A 15,722-nucleotide genomic window follows, 5' to 3' on the forward strand; every position below is an offset into this window, starting at 1 on the left:
CCACCCAGCTGTACGTACAGCTGGGTGGCGGCCGGGCACAGGTCCCGTCCGGTGACCGCCCGCACCACCTTGAACTCCGGGCCCCGGTCGCCCGATCCGTCGCACGGCGTCTCCTTGACCTGGCCGCCGCCCGTCTCGTACACACAGTCCCCGACGACCGTGTGCGGGCCGCCGCCACCGCCCGGGTCGCCGGGGTGCGGGGCGGTGAGGTTGCGCATGCAGGCGTAGCCGCGCGGGACCACCCCGTCGCCGTTCTCGTCGCTCTCCGGCCGGGACTGCGAGATGTGCAGGACGAAGTCGGTGGTGGACGGGCAGGAAGGGCCGTTGCCCGCCGGGCCGTTGTGGCGGGCGGTGACGCGGGCGGCGGCGCGCTCGCTGGCGCAGGAGACCTCCCGCGGGGTCTTCCCGTACGAACTGCACTCGCGGACATCGAGGAAGACCGCGCCGTAGCCGGAGGGCGTGGCGGGCAGCCGGTTGTCGGCGGACCTGCCGGGATCCTCACCGCCGCCGAAGGCCCCCTGGCAGCCCGTCAGGCCCAGGATCAGGCCCAGCGCCAGTCCCAGGATCAGCGGTCCGGCCCCCGCCCGTGCCGTGACGCTCTGCCGTGCCGATGTCGCAACGGTCCCCGATGTCCTGCGCATGCAGCATCCCCCGATACCTCTGCACTTCGGCATTCATGTGGTTCTGCCCAGAGTGACGCGCAGGGGCGGGCGCGCGCCAGGCTCACGGGGGCGATTCCGTCGTACGGGTCCGTACGGACCGGAATCAGACCCCACCCGCCACTTCCGTTCACTCCCGCACCAATGTCGGGGAACTTTCCCGGGAACTGCCGATTCCCGGGAACCCAGCCGCGCCCCGCCCCGTCCCATTGCCGTACTGCTGGTGAGTCTCCGCAGAGCGGTGTCGGCCCACGCTGCTGGCTGCGTTCGCTGACTCCCCTCTCCAACCGCCTGCGGCCAGCAGCACGCCCCGCCACCGGTGCGCCCCCCTCCGAATGCACCGGTGGCGGGCACCCCCGCCCTCCTCTTCCGGATCCCTCAACTCCGCATCCCTGCAAGGATATTGACGGGTACTTACTTTCGGGCAAGTGTGACCCCGCTGGAAGTTTCCTTCAAGGGCTTCACGAAGGGGTCACCGTGCCGGAACACCTCACCAGTCCCTCCCGTCGCACCCTCCTCGCTGCGAGCGCCGCAGCGGTGGCCGTGGCCGTCACCGGAGCCGCACCGGCCGTGGCGGCCGGCCGGCCCGGCCCCTCCGCCGACCGGCTGAGACGGCTCATCGCCTCCATGTCGCTGGAGGAGAAGGTCGGGCAGCTCTTCGTGATGCGGGTGTACGGGCACACCGCGACCGACCCCGACCAGGCGGACATCGACGCGAACATGAAGGAGATCGGGGTCCGCGACGCCGCCGGACTGATCGCCAAGTACCACGTCGGCGGCATCATCTACTTCGCCTGGGCGCACAACACCCGCGACCCGCACCAGATCGCCGACCTCTCCAACGGAATCCAGCGCGAGGGCCTCGGCCGGGGACCCCGCATCCCCCTCCTCATCTCCACCGACCAGGAACACGGCATCGTCGCCCGCGTCGGCAGACCCGCCACCCTGCTGCCGGGTGCGATGGCCCTGGGCGCGGGCGCCTTCCGCCGGGGCACCCGGGACGCCCGCGAGGCCGCCCGCATCGCGGGGGCGGAGCTCCTCGCCATGGGAATCCGGCAGAACTACGCCCCGGACGCCGACGTCAACGTCGACCCCGCCAACCCCGTCATCGGCGTCCGCTCCTTCGGCTCCGAGCCGAAGTCGGTGGCGGCACTGGTGGCGGCGCAGGTCAAGGGCTACCAGGGCGCCGGAATCGCCACCGCCGCCAAACACTTCCCCGGCCACGGCGACACCAAGGACGACAGCCACAACAAGCTGCCCTACATCGACCACACCCGCGAGGAATGGTCGGCCCTCGACGCCCCGCCCTTCCGGGCCGCGATCGCCGCCGGCATCGACTCGATCATGACCGCCCACATCGTCGTCCCGGCGCTCGACCCCGCCGAGGACCCGGCCACCCTCTCCCACCCCATCCTCACCGGCATCCTGCGCGAGGAACTGGGCTACCGGGGAGTCGTCGTCACGGACTCGCTCGGCATGCAGGGCGTACGCACGAAGTACGGCGACGACCGGGTACCCGTACTGGCCCTGAAGGCCGGCTGCGACCAGCTCCTCAACCCGCCGAACCTGGACGTGGCGTGGCGGGCGGTCCTGGCGGCCGTCAAGGGCGGCGAGCTGACCGAGGCGCGCCTCGACGAGTCGATCCTGCGCATCCTCCAACTCAAGGCGCGGCGCGGGCTGTTCGACCGTCCGTACGTCACGCACCGGGGCGTCGACCGGACGGTGGGCATCCGCCCCCACCTGTCCGCCGCCGACCGGATCGCCGACGCGACGACGACCCTGCTGGTCAACGAGGGCGGTCTGCTGCCGCTCTCGAAGCGCCGGCACCGGCGCGTGCTGGTGGTGGGGGTCGACCCCGCGTCGCCCTCGGGGACGACGGGGCCGCCGACCACAGTCCTCGCGGCGACCCTGACCGGACTCGGCTTCACCGCGACGGCCCTGTCCACCGGCTCGGCCCCGTCACGCGCGAAGATCGACGAGGCGGTGGCGGCGGCCAGGACCGGCGCGGACGCGGTCCTCGTCGCCACCCGCAACGTCACGGCGGCGAGCGCCCAGCGGACACTGGTCAAGGAGCTGGCGGCGACGGGCGTCCCGGTGGTGGCGCTCGCGATCCAGAACCCTTACGACGTGGCCCAGTTGGTGGGCCTGGGCGTACGGGCGCAGTTGGCCGCGTACTCCTGGACGGACGTCGAGATGCAGGCGGCGGCGCGGGTCCTGGCGGGGAAGGTGCGGCCGGGAGGCCGCCTGCCGGTGCCGGTGCAACGGGCGGACGATCCGGCGAAGGTGCTGTATCCGGTGGGGTACGGGCTGGGGTAGCGGCCGGACCTAAGCCGCCGCCTCCTGCCAGCGCCCCTGCAGCACCCGTACCGTCTCCCGGATCGCAGGCCGTCGCGCCGCCCCCGTCCGCCACAGTGCGTACAGCCTCCGCACCGGGACCGGTTCCAGCCGTACCGCCACCACGCCCCGGGGCAGGGCGCCCCGGCCCAGGCGGGGGATCATCGCGATGCCCAACCCGGCGGCGATCAGGGCGAGTTGGGTGTGGTTCTCCTCCGCCTGGTGGGCGATGTCCGGTTCGTAGCCCGCCGCGCGGAGCGTGCGCATGAGCCAGTCGTGGCAGACCGTCCCCGGGGGCTGGCAGATCCAGCGCTCGGCCGCCAGCTCCTCCCGGCGGACGTCCGTACGCCCCGCCAGGGCGTGGCCCGCCGGGACCAGCAGGTCGCAGCGGTCGTCGCCGATGACGGCCTGCTCGACGCCCTCCGGGGCGGGCAGCGGGGCGATGTCCCAGTCGTGGGCGACGGCCAGGTCGAGGGCGCCCCTGGCGACCAGATCGACGGAGAGATGGGGGTCCACCTCGGTCAGGCGGGCGTCCAGGGCCGGGTGCCGGCGGGCCAGCTCGGCGAGAACGCCCGGCATCAGGCCCCTTGCCGCCGATGCGAACGCCCCGACGGACAGGCGTCCGTTCGGCAGGCCCCGCCGCTCCTCCAGAGTGGTCTCCGCCCGCTCGACGATCGAGAGCAACTCCTGTGCCGTGGCGGCCAGTTGGACGGCCTCCTCGGTGAGGGCGATGCCCCGGCCGCGGCGCTCCACGAGTTTCGTACGCGTCTCGCGCTCCAGCTTCGCGATCTGCTGGGAGACCGCCGACGGGGTGTAGCCGAGCGCGGCGGCGGCGCCCGCCACCGACCCGTGGACGGACACCGCGTGCAGGGCGCGCAGCCGGGAGAGATCGAGCACGGGCTCCTCGTTTCGTAAGCGTTGCTTCATCCCATGGTGAAGGAATCCGTGCTGGTGCTAAAGGGTCGGCAGGCGTGATCCTCGACCCATGCCCACGCACGTACCCATGTCCACGCACATACCCATGCGCCCCGCGCACATCGCCCTGGCGGTCGTCGTCGCCGCCGTCTGGGGGGTCAACTTCGTCGTCATCGAGGTCGGCCTCGCCCACTTCCCGCCGCTGCTCTTCTCCGCCCTCCGCTTCCTGGTCGCGGCACTGCCCGCGGTCTTCTTTGTGGGGCGCCCGAAGGTGGCATGGAAGTGGATCATCGGCGTCGGGCTCGCACTGGGGGTCGGTAAATTCGGGCTGCTCTTCGTCGGAATGGACCAGGGGATGCCCGCCGGGCTGTCTTCCCTCGTCCTCCAGGTACAGGCCGTCTTCACCGCCGTCATCGCCATGGCGACGCTCGGCGAACGGCTCACCCGTACAAGGAAGTGGGGGATGCTGGTGGCCCTCGCGGGCATCGGCGTCGCCGCGTACGACGAAGGGGCGAGCGGTCCCGTGCTCGCCTTCGTCCTGGTCGTCGCCGCCGCGGCCTGCTGGGGCGTGTCCAACGTCCTCACCCGCAGGGCCGCCGCCCCCGACCCCCTCAACTTCATGGTCTGGGTGTCGACGGTCCCCGTGCTTCCGCTTCTCGCCCTGTCACTCCTCTTCGAGGGCTGGGACCGGGACGTCGCGGCCCTCGCCGCACTCGACTGGACGGGCGCGGGCATCATCCTCTACGTCGCCTGGGTCGTCACCGTCTTCGGCTTCGGGGCCTGGGGGTTCCTGCTCAGCCGCCACCCCGCCTCCTCCGTGGCGCCCTTCACGCTCCTGGTGCCGGTCTTCGGCATGACGTCCGCGGCGCTGCTGCTCGACGAGCAGGTCAGCGGTCTGCGGTGGTGCGCGGCGGCGCTGCTGGTGGGCGGGGTGGCGCTGGCCCAGTTCCGGTTCACGAAGGCGGCTGCGACGCCAGCAGTGCCAGGCGCTCCCGTCCCGCCGCCAGCAGCCCGGGAAGTTCCGCCGCCGCCGGGTACCAGCGCTTCTCGTACTCCCAGCACACCCAGCCGTCCGGGTCGATGAGGGAGAGGCACTCGGCGAGCGGCAGCACTCCGGCGCCGAGCGCGAGCGGGGTGGTGTCGTCGGCCGACGCGATGTCCTTCACCTGTACGTAGCCGAGGTGCGGGGCGAGGACGCCGTGCGAGGTGGTGGGGGTCTCGCCGCCCAGCCAGGTGTGCATGACGTCCCAGAGGGCGCCGATGTCCTTGTGGCCGACGGCGGCGACCACGCGGGCCGCGTCGACGCCGGTCCGGTGCGAGTCGTGGGTTTCGAGGAGGATGCGTACGCCGCACTCGTCGGCGGCCTGGGCCGCCGCGCCCAGCCGCCGGGCGGCCCGCGCGTCGCCGCCTTCCGGGTCTGCCGTGCCTTCCGGTTCCCCGGCACCCGGGAAGACCCGCACGAACGGTGCGCCCAGATCGCGGGCCAGCTCCAGCAGATCCCGGATCTCGTCCAGCACGGGTCCGTCCTCGCCCGCCGCCGCGACCTTCGCGTACCCGGCGACGGTCAGGATCTCGACCCCGGCGGCGGCGAACGTCGCGACCACCTCGGCCCGCTCCTTCGCCCCGATCCCCGGATGCACAGGCTCCTCGGGATGGGCGCGCAGTTCGACGCCCTGGAAACCGGTCGCGGTGGCGAGCGCGACGACATCGGGCATCGGCATGCCGGGGACGCCGAGGGTGGAAAAGGCCAGCTTCACTGTGCGACAACTCCTTCTGTTTCTGCGGTAGTTCCAGCGTTCGATGCCTCCGGTCCTGCGGTCAGATCCAGCCGCCAGTCCTGGCCGACGAGATCCGCCCCGTACGACCGGTGCGGCTGCTGCGAGACCAGGACGAACCCGGCCCGCCGGTAGATCTTCCGTGCGGCGGCCAGCACGTCATTGGTCCACAGCACCACTTCCCGGTACCCCGCGTCGCGCGCGAAATCCACCACGGCGGACACCAGCCGCTCGCCGATCCGGTGCCCGCGCGCGGACGGCTCGACGAGCAGCAGCCGCAGCCGGGCCGTCGCCGACCCCGGCGCGTCCCCGTCCCGTACGCACATCACACTCCCGACCGGCCGCCCGTCCAGCTCGGCGATCCACACCCGCTCCAGATGCGGGTCGTGGTCCTGCGCGAACCCGGCGACGATGCCCGCGACGAGGCCCTCGAACTCCACGTTCCACCCGAACTCGGCCGCGTACAGCGCCCCGTGCCTGGCCACGATCCACCCGAGGTCCCCGGGCCCCGGCTCCCGCAGCACCGGCTCCGGGAGGGCCCCGGCCGCACCGTCCCGGCTCTCCAGTGCCTCCCGCACCTCCCGCATCCCGTGCACCATCCGCTCCCGCGACTCGGGCGGCACGCGGGACAGCAGCACGCCCACCGCCTCCCGCGACCGCTCGTCGAGCAGGGACGCCGCCTCGCGCCCGTGCGGGGTGAGGACGACCCGCTGGCGGCGCGGATCGTGCGGGGAGGCGGTGCGCTCCACCAGCCCGTCCCGCTCGAACCTGCTGAGCAGACGGCTCAAGTACCCGGCGTCCAGGCGCAGTCGGGACCGCAGGTCGGCGGCGTCGGTGCGGCGGTCGTGCGCCAGCTCGTACAGCACCCGGGACTCGGTGAGGGTGTACGGGGCGGAGAGGTGGCGGCTGTAGTCCAGCGCGCCGATCAGATTCGTGTAGAACCGGTTGAAGGCACGCATTTCGTGGATGGTCATGAGGTGCTCCCGTCCTGGTCTCCCTGGGCATACCTTTGACTGAGTCAAAGGTATGCCGCCGGGTGCGGCAAGGGAACGGCGTAGGGAACAGTCGTACGGGGCAGGAGTCGCCCATGACTCGAACCCCCGCATCCGGCTGGCAATTCACCGACTCCCGAGGCCAGTTGGCGTCCCTCCCTGCGCGCCCCACCCGTATCGCCGCATACATCCAGGCAGGCGCGACCCTCTGGGACCACGGTCTGCGTCCGGTCGGGATCTTCGGCTCCCACCACGACGGCCCCACCCCCGACCGTGCCAAGTCCGGCCGCCTCTCCCTCGCCGGGCCCACCTATTACGGTGCGGGCGCGAGCGTCGATCCCGCCGAGGTCCTCGCCTCGGGGGCGGACCTGCTCGTCGCCGTCAGCTACGGCGGCGGCGCGGTCTACGGGCTGGAACCGGACGCGGCCAAGCACCTGGAGGAGCAGATCCCGGTGGTCGTGATCGATGTCGGCCAGGGCCGCTCCCTGTGGGAGGTACGGGAGAACTTCGCCGCGCTCGCGGCAAGCCTCGGCGGCGCCGAACCACGGGACGCCGAGCACCGGCTGGCCGACGCCCAGGCCAGGTTGAAGTCCCTGGTCAGCGCCGAGACCCCGCCGATCCTCGCCCTCTCACCGGCCGGTGACACCGAGGCCCACCTGGCCCGCCCGCACGCCTGGCCCGACCTGCGCGCCCTGACCGCGCTCGGCGTCCCCCTCCTCGCCCCGCCTCCGGAGGGCGGCGCGAACTGGGCCACGGTGCCGTGGGGAACGGCCGCGGCCCTGGCCCCGCGCATCGTCCTCGCGGACGTACGCGCGAACGCGGCGCCCCTGGACGCCTCCCGGCTGGACGCCTCCCGGCTGGACGCCTCCCGGGGCGGTGGTGTCCGCGTACTCCCGTGGAACCCGGAACTCCCCGCGAGCAGCACGGCCCACACCGGATTCTTCGAGGGCGTCGCGGAGGCGCTGAACGGCTGAGCGGCTGAGCGGCACAGCGGTACAGGGATACAGCGGCAGAGCGGCACAGTGGCTGAACGGCACAGCGGCTGAGCGTCCGGCCCGTGGACCCGCGGGCCGACCGCCGGGCCCTCTGGTGGATCATGCGGGGAGCGCGACGCACGAGCCACAGGAGGCACCCCATGTCACGTCCGATCACTCTCGTCACCGGCGGCAGCCGAGGCATCGGGGCCGCGACCTGCCTGCGTCTGGCGGCCGACGGTCATGACATCGCGCTCGCGTACGTACAGGACGAGGCCGCCGCGCAGGAGACCGCGGAGGCCGTGCGGGCGGCCGGGGCGCGCTGCCTCGTCGTACGGGCCGACACCTCCCGGGAGGCGGACGTCGAGCGTCTCTTCGACACCGCGACGGCCGGCCTCGGCCCGCTCACCGGCCTCGTCAACAACGCCGGCGTCACCGGCAGGCTCTCGCGCCTCGCCGACGCCACCACCGAGGACCTGCGCCGCGTCGTCGACGTCAACCTCTTCGGCACCCTGCTGTGCTGCCGCCGCGCCGCCCGCGACATGACGGCGAACGGCGGCGGCGCCATCGTCAACGTCTCCTCGGGCGCGGCCACCCTCGGCAGCCCCGGCGAGTACGTCCACTACGCCGCGTCCAAGGCCGCCGTCGACACCCTCACCCTCGGCCTCTCCAAGGAGCTCGGCCCCGACGGCATCCGCGTCAACGCGGTCGCCCCCGGCCTCACCGAAACCGACATGCACGCCACCATGGGCGACCCCGACCGCCCGTCCCGCATGGCCCCCGACATCCCGCTGCGCCGCGCCTGCGCCCCCGCCGAGATCGCCGCCGCCGTCGGCTGGCTCCTCTCCCCGGACGCCTCGTACACCACGGGAACGGTGCTGCGGGTGGCGGGCGGGCGCTGAGGCGACGCCCGCCCGGGGACCCCTGGGCCGCCGGCCCCCCGGTCCGGGCTCAGTCGGCGATGTCGACGCCGTAGCCGCGGGCCAGGGCTTCGAGGCCGTGGTCGTACCCCTGGCCCACGGCCCGGAACCGCCACTGCCCCGCGCGGCGGTAGAACTCGCCCAGCAGCATGGTCCGTTCGGTGGTCGCGGCGTCCAGCGTGGCCCGGGCGAGGGCCGCCCCGCCGCTGCCCAGGGACGCCGCGATCTGCAGCGGGCCCACGTCCTTGAAGGTCGCCGTCCCGTCGACGGCGGCTGCCACGACCACCCGGCGGGCGGCCGGGGGAAGGGCCGCGAGGTCGGCGGTGACGGTCTGCTCGGCGGGACCGTCGGTGAGCAGGCGTACCGTACCGGCGGGGTTCTCCGGGGTGCCGAAGAAGATGAAGTCCTCGTCGAAGGAGACCTGTTCGTCCTCGTCCAGGACGAACGCGACGACATCGATCGCGCAGGCCGTACGGGACCCCCAGGTGGCGGTGACCAGCAGCGGCGTGCCCGCCCGCAGCGCGGGCAGGTCCACCACACCGCCGCGCGGCATGATCTGCGGTGCGTGCGGGCGGAAGGCGGTGCCCGGTTCGTACGCGGGGATCGGCCCGTCCAGCCAGTCCGGCGCGTGGGCGGGGACGGCGAGCGTGCCGATCCGCTTCATCCGGCGGTCCTTCTCGCCGCCGGGGAGCACGAGGACGTCGGTGACGCTCGCGGAGAGGTTCACGGCCGCCGAACCGCCCAGCTCCACCACGCGGGTGCGGTACGAGGCCGCCTCCGGGTGCGTACCGCCGAGGACGAGGACGCGGCGGCCGGAGAGGGGGCCGGTGTGCTTCGGGGTCCGGGGGGCGGGAACCGCCGCGGAGGGCCCCGGCCGAGGCTCCGGCCCAGCGACGGGCTCCGCGACGGTCCCCACGGCGGGCTCCGCGGCGGATTCGGGGGCGGGCCCCGCGGGCTCCGCGACGGTCCCCACGACGGGCTCCGCGAAGGACTCGGGGGCGGGCCCCGCGGGCTCAGGGGCGGGCTCCGCGGCGGGCTCGGGGGTGGGCCACGGCACAGGCGCAGCCGCGGGCACGGATGCGGGCCGCTCCCACGCCGGAGCCGCCGACGGCTGCGCGGGAGCGTCGTGCGGCGTCCCCGCCCGTACCTCGCCCAGCAGCCGCAGGAAGGTGGGCTCGTCGACGACCGGGACGCCCTCGGTCAGCGCCCGGCGGGCCTTCGCCGAGCCGGTGGCGCTGTCATTGGTGACCAGGACGCTGGTGTGCCTGCTGACCGAGCCCATGACGTTCAGCCCGGCGGCCACCGCGCGGGCCACCAGCTCCGCCCGCTCGGTGTCGGTGTCGCCGGTGACGGCCACCTTCATGCCCTGCACCAGCGGCCCGCCGGGCGCGGCCCGGCCGGGATTGCGGTAGGCGCACGGCGACTTGGCCGGCTGTGGGGTGAACTGCGCGTCCTGCCTGGGCGGGCACGGCACCAGCGGCAGCGGTACGTCCAGTTGCGCGGCCCCCGCCAGGGACGCCCGCAGGATGCCGGCCAGCGTCCGGGTGTCGTCCAGCGCGTCGTGCGCGCGGAGCTGCGGTACGCCGTAGTGGGCGGCCAGCGTGCCCAGCTTGAGGTCGGCGGTGGGCGGGTCCAGCTGCCGGTTGAGGGACAGGGTGCACAGCCGCCGGGCGACGGGCAGCGAAAGCCCGGCCCTGGTGAACTCGTGCGCCAGGAAGTCGTAGTCGAACTGGGCGTTGTGCGCGACCATCACCCGGCCCTGGAGCATCGCCCCGAGCTGCCCCGCGACCTGCCCGAAGGCCGGTGCCCCGCGCAGCCGTTCCCGGGTCAGGCCGTGGATGTCGACCCGCCCGGGGTCGCAGCCGGGGTCGAGCAGCGTGGCGAACTCGCCCGTCTGCCCACCGTCCGGGCCGAGCGTGATCACCGCGACCGACAGCACCCGGTCCCTGCGGGCCGTCAGCCCCGACGTCTCGACGTCCACCAGGGCCCAGTCGTGGGCGTAGTCCGGCAGATCCGGTAGGCGGTGGATGCCGAGAGGTGAGGAAGGGGTGAAGGTCATGAGGAGAAGGATGGGGCGACGAGGCAGTCACCCTCAAGCGGAATGGCGATTTGTCCTACTTGTTCGGTCGCCCCGTCGAGCCCCGCACCACCAGCTCCGCCGCAACCGTCTCCACCGCCCCGGGCCCGGCCGGCTGCTCCGCCGACGTCGCCAGCTGACCGGCCCGTGCCCCCGCCTCGTACAGCGGCAGTCGTACGGTCGTGAGCGCCGGCACCGTGTCCGTCGCCGACGGGAGATCGTCGAAGCCGGCGACCGAGAGGTCTGCGGGGACGCGCAGGCCGCGTGCGCGTGCGGCGGCGCAGACGCCGAGGGCGATGGTGTCGTTGGCGGCGACGACCGCCGTCAGGTCCGGTGCTGCGGCGAGGAGTTCGGGAAGGGCCGCGTGGCCCGAGGCGCGGTCGTACGGGCCGTGGAGGGTGAGCGCGGGGTCGTACCGGACGCCCGCTCCGCGCAGGGCCTCGCGGTGGCCCTCCAGTCGGTGGCGGGTCGTGGTGCGCTCGGCGGGGCCCGCGACGTAGCCGATGCGGGTGTGGCCGAGGGCCAGGAGGTGCTCGGTGAGGCGGCGGGCGCCGGCGCGGTTGGCGAAGGAGAGGGTGGCGGTGACGGCGGCGTCCTGCGGGGCGGGGAGCGCGGGCCGGCCGCACAGCACGATGCGGGTGCCCGCCGCCGCCAGCTTCGTCAGCTTCGCGGCCACCGCCGCCGAGTGCTCGGCGTCCTCGATCGCGCCGCCGGTGAGGATCACGGCGGCTGCGCGCTGGCGCTGGAGGAGGGTGAGGTAGGTGAGCTCGCGCGCGGGGGAGCCGCCCGTGTTGCAGACGACGGCCAGTTTCTCGCCGCCCGTGCGCGCCGTCCCGTCCGGGCCGCCGATCCGGGACTGGGCGGCCCCGGCCATGATCCCGAAGAACGGGTCCGCGATGTCGTTGACCAGGATGCCGACCAGGTCGGACGTGGCGGCGGCCAGCGCGCTCGCCGGGCCGTTCACCACGTAGTCCAGGTCGGCGACCGCACGCAGCACGCGGGCGCGGGTCGCCTCCGCCACCGGGTAATTGCCGTTCAGGACACGGGAAACCGTGGCCGGGGACACCTGGGCGCGGTGCGCCACGTCCGCCAACGTCACTGTCATGCGTGCGTCCCCGTCACTGCCATGTGGCTGCCCTCATCCGTCCTCGTCCGGTCTGCCGCCGGGGCTTGTCGCACCGCCGTGCACAGGTTAGCTTCTTGGCTCGTAGCGTATAGAAAGCGCTTTCTAAATGCGTACGAGACGTACATCGGGCTGTACGAAGGGGACTGACGTGACACGCAAGACGGTGCGGATCGCCATGAACGGCGTCACCGGACGGATGGGGTACCGCCAGCACCTCGTACGCTCCATACTCGCGATCCGCGAGCAGGGCGGCCTCGACCTCGGCAACGGCGACGTCCTGTGGCCCGAGCCGGTCCTGGTCGGCCGGCGCGAGCACGCGCTGCGCTCCATGGCGGCCGAGCACGGCATCGAGGAGTGGTCCACCGACCTGGCGGCCGTCCTCGCCGACGAGAGCGTCGACATCTACTTCGACGCCCAGGTCACCTCCGCCCGCGAAGAGGCCCTCCGGCAGGCCATCGCCGCCGGGAAGCACCTCTACACCGAGAAGCCCACCGCCACCGGCGTCGAAGGCGCCCTCGAACTGGCCCGCCTCGCCCGCGCCGCCGGCATCAAGCACGGCGTCGTCCAGGACAAGATCTTCCTCCCCGGACTGCTCAAGCTGAAGCGCCTCGTCGAGGGCGGCTTCTTCGGTGAAATCCTCTCCGTCCGGGGCGAGTTCGGCTACTGGGTCTTCGAGGGCGACTGGCAGGACGCGCAGCGCCCGTCCTGGAACTACCGGGCCGAGGACGGCGGCGGCATCGTCGTCGACATGTTCCCGCACTGGGAGTACGTCCTGCACGAGCTGTTCGGCCGCGTCACCACCGTCACCGCACACGTCGCCACGCACGTCCCGAGGCGCTGGGACGAGCACGCCAAGCCCTACCCGGCCACCGCCGACGACTCCGCCTACGGCATCTTCCAGCTGGAGAGCGGCGCCGTCGCCCAGATCAACTCCTCCTGGGCGGTCCGCGTCCACCGCGACGAACTGGTCGAGTTCCAGGTCGACGGCACCCACGGCTCCGCCGTCGCCGGACTGCGCGTCTGCCGCGTCCAGCACCGCTCCGCCACCCCCAAGCCGGTCTGGAACCCCGACCTCCCGGTCACCGAACCCTTCCGCGACCAGTGGCAGGACGTCCCCGACAACGCCGTCTTCGACAACGGCTTCAAGGCCCAGTGGGAGCTCTTCCTGCGCCACGTCGTCCTCGACGAGCCCTACGCCTGGGACCTCCTCGCGGGCGCACGGGGCGTCCAGCTCGCCGAGCTGGGCCTCAAATCGTCCGCGGACGGGCGCCGTTACGACGTCCCGGAGCTTTCGCTGTGAGCGCGCTGACACTTCCCGCCGCCGGTGGGGGCACGTTCTCGTACGCGCCGCGCAGCGAACCGTCCTCGTACGTGCCGGGTGGCGCCCCGCTCGTCTCCCGTACGGTCTTCTCCGCCGCCCACGTCGTCGCCGACCCGTACGCCGACACGTCACCCGACCAGGCCGCGGCCGTCGACTGGGACTCCACCCTCGCCTTCCGCCGCCACCTGTGGTCGCACGGGCTCGGGGTCGCCGAGGCCATGGACACCGCACAGCGCGGCATGGGTCTCGACTGGGCGGGCGCGGCCGAGCTGATCCGCCGCTCGGCCGCCGAGGCGAAGTCGGTCGGCGGCGCGATCGCCTGCGGAGTGGGTACGGACCAACTCCCGCCCGGCACGCACGACATGGCGACCGTCACGGCTGCGTACGAGGAGCAGCTCGCCCTCGTCGAGGCGTCCGGCGCCCAGGCCGTCCTGATGGCCTCGCGCGCCCTGGCCGCCGCTGCGACCGGCCCCGAGGACTACCTCGCCACGTACGGCCATCTGCTCCGGCAGGCGGGCGAGCCCGTGATCCTGCACTGGCTGGGACCGATGTTCGACCCGGCACTGGAGGGGTACTGGGGGTCCGCCGACCTGGACGCCGCGACCGAGACCTTCCTCCAGGTCCTCGCCGCCCACCCCGACAAGATCGACGGCATCAAGGTGTCGTTGCTGGACGCCCGGCGCGAGGTGGACCTGCGCCGCCGCCTGCCGGACGGCGTCCGCTGCTACACCGGCGACGACTTCCACTACCCCGAACTGATCGCGGGCGACGAACACGGCTTCTCCCACGCACTGTTGGGAATCTTCGACCCGCTCGGACCACTGGCCGCCCACGCGGTCCGCGTCCTCGACACGGGCGACACGGAGGGCTTCCGGGGGCTCCTCGACCCGACGGTCGAGCTGTCCCGGCACCTGTTCCGGACGCCGACCCGGTTCTACAAGACGGGGGTCGTCCTCCTCGCCTGGCTGGCCGGCCACCAGTCGCACTTCACCATGGTCGGCGGCCTCCAATCGGCGCGCTCGCTGCCGCACCTGGCGCGGGCCTACCAACTGGCGGACGGAACAGGCCTGTTCCCCGACCCCGAACTCGCGGCGACCCGTATGCGGGCGCTGCTGACCGTGCACGGAGTGGCCCAGTGACCGCCGACCTCGCCCGCCTGAGCATCAACCAGGAGACCCTCAAGCAATGGTCTCTGGAGGAACTCGCCGAGGGGTGCGCGGCAGCGGGCATCGGCTCGGTCGGCCTCTGGCGGGCGCCCGTCCAGGAGTACGGGGCCGAGCGCGCGGCCAAGCTGATGCGCGACGCCGGACTCACGGTCACGAGCCTGTGCCGGGGCGGCTTCTTCACCGCCGTCGACGAGGCCGAACGGGCCCGTGCGCTCGACGACAACCGGGCCGCGATCGACGAGGCGGCCACCCTCGGCACCGACACCCTGGTCCTCGTGTCGGGCGGACTCCCGCCCGGCAGCCGCGACTTGGCGGGCGCTCGCGAACGTATCGCCGACGCGCTCGCCGCCCTCGGCCCGTACGCCTTCGCACGAGGCGTCCGCCTCGCCATCGAGCCGCTGCACCCGATGTTCGCGTCCGACCGGTGCGTGGTGTCGACCCTGGGCCAGGCCCTCGACCTGGCCGAACGCTTCCCCGCCTCGCAGGTGGGCGTCGTCGTCGACACCTACCACGTCTGGTGGGACGACCTCGCGCCCGCGCACATCGCGCGCGCGGGGGCCACCGGCCGCATCCACTCCTTCCAGGTCGCGGACTGGATCACGCCGCTCCCGGCCGGAGTGCTGCTGGGACGCGGCCAGTTGGGCGACGGAAGCATCGACATGCGGAGCTTCCGGGAACAGGTCGACGCGACCGGCTTCACCGGCCCGATCGAGGTCGAGATCTTCAACGAGGACCTGTGGGCCAGGGACGGCGCGGAGGCCCTGGCGGAGGTGGCGGAACGCTACCGGGAGCACGTGCTCTGAACCCTTTGCGGCCGGGGTGCTTCGGCCGCTCGGGGTGCGCTCACACGTGGCCGAGGATGGCCAGCAGTGCGGCGCACTCGGCGAGGGCCTGGGTGGCCAGCGCCACCTGCCGCACCCGCACGGCCGACGCGGCCAGGGCCACGACGAGCGCCACGGCCCCGACGCCGAGACTCCACCCGAACATCCACTCGGGCAGCCCGGTCGCGCACTGCTCCCCGTACGTCAGACATCGCGAGGCCCGCTCCGAGGTCAGCGTGAGCACACCGACCAGCACGGCCGCCGGCACGAAGATGAAAGCGGCGAAGGCGGCCCAGAACCGCGTGCGGTCCTTCGGCAGTACGTCAGGGAACGGCAGGGCGGGACCGGAGAGGGAGCCGGGGGTCTTCATGCCCCCATCCCACGCGAACCGGCGCCGCCGCACAGCCGCCCAGGTACTCAGATCCCGGCCGCCACGTACTCAGCCGCCACGTACCCGGCCGGCAGGCGGATCCAGCCCTGCCGGCCGGGTCCGCCCTGCCTGCGGAGTCGTTCCGCCCTGTCGAGTCGTGGCGCCCGGTGGGGGGGGGGGCGTGGTTGCGCGGCCCCCGCCCGGGCCCCCCCCGGCACCCCGCCCCCCCCCCCGGCCACCCCCGCCCCCCCCGGGGGGCCCGCCCGGCCGCC

At 73.5% G+C, this 15,722-nt stretch carries 13 protein-coding genes and 1 pseudogene; 7 read left to right on the forward strand and 7 right to left on the reverse strand.

Annotated elements, in window-relative coordinates:
- Positions 1-641, reverse strand: a 641-nt coding sequence (locus ACWGIG_RS26685; protein WP_453324215.1) for a hypothetical protein, incomplete at its 3' end; no start/stop codon positions are given.
- Positions 642-1,136: 495 nt separating this feature from the next.
- On the opposite strand from ACWGIG_RS26685, the gene ACWGIG_RS26690 reads away from it, so the two are divergent.
- Positions 1,137-2,975 carry a glycoside hydrolase family 3 protein gene (locus ACWGIG_RS26690; protein WP_453324216.1) on the forward strand — a complete coding sequence of 613 codons (1,839 nt, stop codon included), beginning with the start codon at positions 1,137-1,139 and terminating at the stop codon, positions 2,973-2,975.
- A 9-nt stretch (positions 2,976-2,984) separates the two neighbouring features.
- Here ACWGIG_RS26690 and ACWGIG_RS26695 read toward each other — a convergent pair whose 3' ends face one another.
- Positions 2,985-3,890: a LysR family transcriptional regulator gene (locus ACWGIG_RS26695; protein WP_453324217.1), complete on the reverse strand. Its 906-nt coding sequence runs from the start codon at positions 3,888-3,890 to the stop codon at positions 2,985-2,987.
- A 124-nt stretch (positions 3,891-4,014) separates the two neighbouring features.
- Between ACWGIG_RS26695 and ACWGIG_RS26700 the strand changes: the two genes are divergently transcribed.
- Positions 4,015-4,992 carry an EamA family transporter gene (locus tag ACWGIG_RS26700; RefSeq protein WP_453324226.1) on the forward strand — a complete coding sequence of 326 codons (978 nt, stop codon included), beginning with the start codon at positions 4,015-4,017 and terminating at the stop codon, positions 4,990-4,992.
- Here ACWGIG_RS26700 and ACWGIG_RS26705 read toward each other — a convergent pair.
- Positions 4,877-5,665 (reverse strand): annotated as a pseudogene (locus ACWGIG_RS26705) (sugar phosphate isomerase/epimerase family protein); the annotation flags it as partial. The gene ACWGIG_RS26700 and the pseudogene ACWGIG_RS26705 overlap by 116 nt on opposite strands.
- The gene (locus ACWGIG_RS26710; RefSeq protein WP_453324218.1) at positions 5,662-6,657 is read right to left on the reverse strand and encodes a bifunctional helix-turn-helix transcriptional regulator/GNAT family N-acetyltransferase; all 996 of its coding nucleotides are present in this window, start codon (positions 6,655-6,657) and stop codon (positions 5,662-5,664) included. The pseudogene ACWGIG_RS26705 and the gene ACWGIG_RS26710, both read right to left, overlap by 4 nt.
- A 113-nt stretch (positions 6,658-6,770) precedes the next feature.
- Between ACWGIG_RS26710 and ACWGIG_RS26715 the strand changes: the two genes are divergently transcribed.
- Positions 6,771-7,649, forward strand: coding sequence for an ABC transporter substrate-binding protein (locus ACWGIG_RS26715; RefSeq protein WP_453324219.1), 879 nt, complete (start codon positions 6,771-6,773; stop codon positions 7,647-7,649).
- A 161-nt stretch (positions 7,650-7,810) separates the two neighbouring features.
- Positions 7,811-8,551: an SDR family NAD(P)-dependent oxidoreductase gene (locus tag ACWGIG_RS26720; RefSeq protein ID WP_453324220.1), complete on the forward strand. Its 741-nt coding sequence runs from the start codon at positions 7,811-7,813 to the stop codon at positions 8,549-8,551.
- 49 nt (positions 8,552-8,600) lie between these two features.
- Here ACWGIG_RS26720 and ACWGIG_RS26725 read toward each other — a convergent pair whose 3' ends face one another.
- A complete protein-coding gene (locus ACWGIG_RS26725; RefSeq protein WP_453324221.1) occupies positions 8,601-10,628 on the reverse strand; it encodes a TerD family protein in 2,028 nt (675 codons plus the stop codon).
- Between the two features lie 55 nt (positions 10,629-10,683).
- Positions 10,684-11,751 (reverse strand): LacI family DNA-binding transcriptional regulator, encoded by a 1,068-nt coding sequence (locus ACWGIG_RS26730; protein WP_453324222.1) that lies wholly within the window; start codon positions 11,749-11,751, stop codon positions 10,684-10,686.
- Between the two features lie 169 nt (positions 11,752-11,920).
- On the opposite strand from ACWGIG_RS26730, the gene ACWGIG_RS26735 reads away from it, so the two are divergent.
- The 3 genes from ACWGIG_RS26735 to ACWGIG_RS26745 are packed head-to-tail and all read left to right on the forward strand — an operon-like array spanning position 11,921 to position 15,062.
- Positions 11,921-13,072, forward strand: a complete 1,152-nt coding sequence (locus tag ACWGIG_RS26735) for a Gfo/Idh/MocA family protein (RefSeq protein WP_453324223.1) — start codon at positions 11,921-11,923, stop codon at positions 13,070-13,072.
- A gap of 5 nt (positions 13,073-13,077) precedes the next feature.
- Positions 13,078-14,232 (forward strand): dihydrodipicolinate synthase family protein, encoded by a 1,155-nt coding sequence (locus ACWGIG_RS26740; protein WP_453324227.1) that lies wholly within the window; start codon positions 13,078-13,080, stop codon positions 14,230-14,232.
- The gene (locus ACWGIG_RS26745; protein WP_453324224.1) at positions 14,229-15,062 is read left to right on the forward strand and encodes a sugar phosphate isomerase/epimerase family protein; all 834 of its coding nucleotides are present in this window, start codon (positions 14,229-14,231) and stop codon (positions 15,060-15,062) included. Before ACWGIG_RS26740 ends, ACWGIG_RS26745 begins: the two co-directional genes overlap by 4 nt.
- 40 nt (positions 15,063-15,102) lie before the next feature.
- On the opposite strand, the gene ACWGIG_RS26750 is transcribed toward ACWGIG_RS26745, so the two are convergent.
- Complete coding sequence (locus tag ACWGIG_RS26750) at positions 15,103-15,450, reverse strand: hypothetical protein (RefSeq protein WP_453324225.1); 348 nt, start codon at positions 15,448-15,450, stop codon at positions 15,103-15,105.
- Positions 15,451-15,722 lie beyond the last annotated feature (272 nt).

Source organism: Streptomyces sp. NPDC054863 (genome assembly GCF_053610825.1).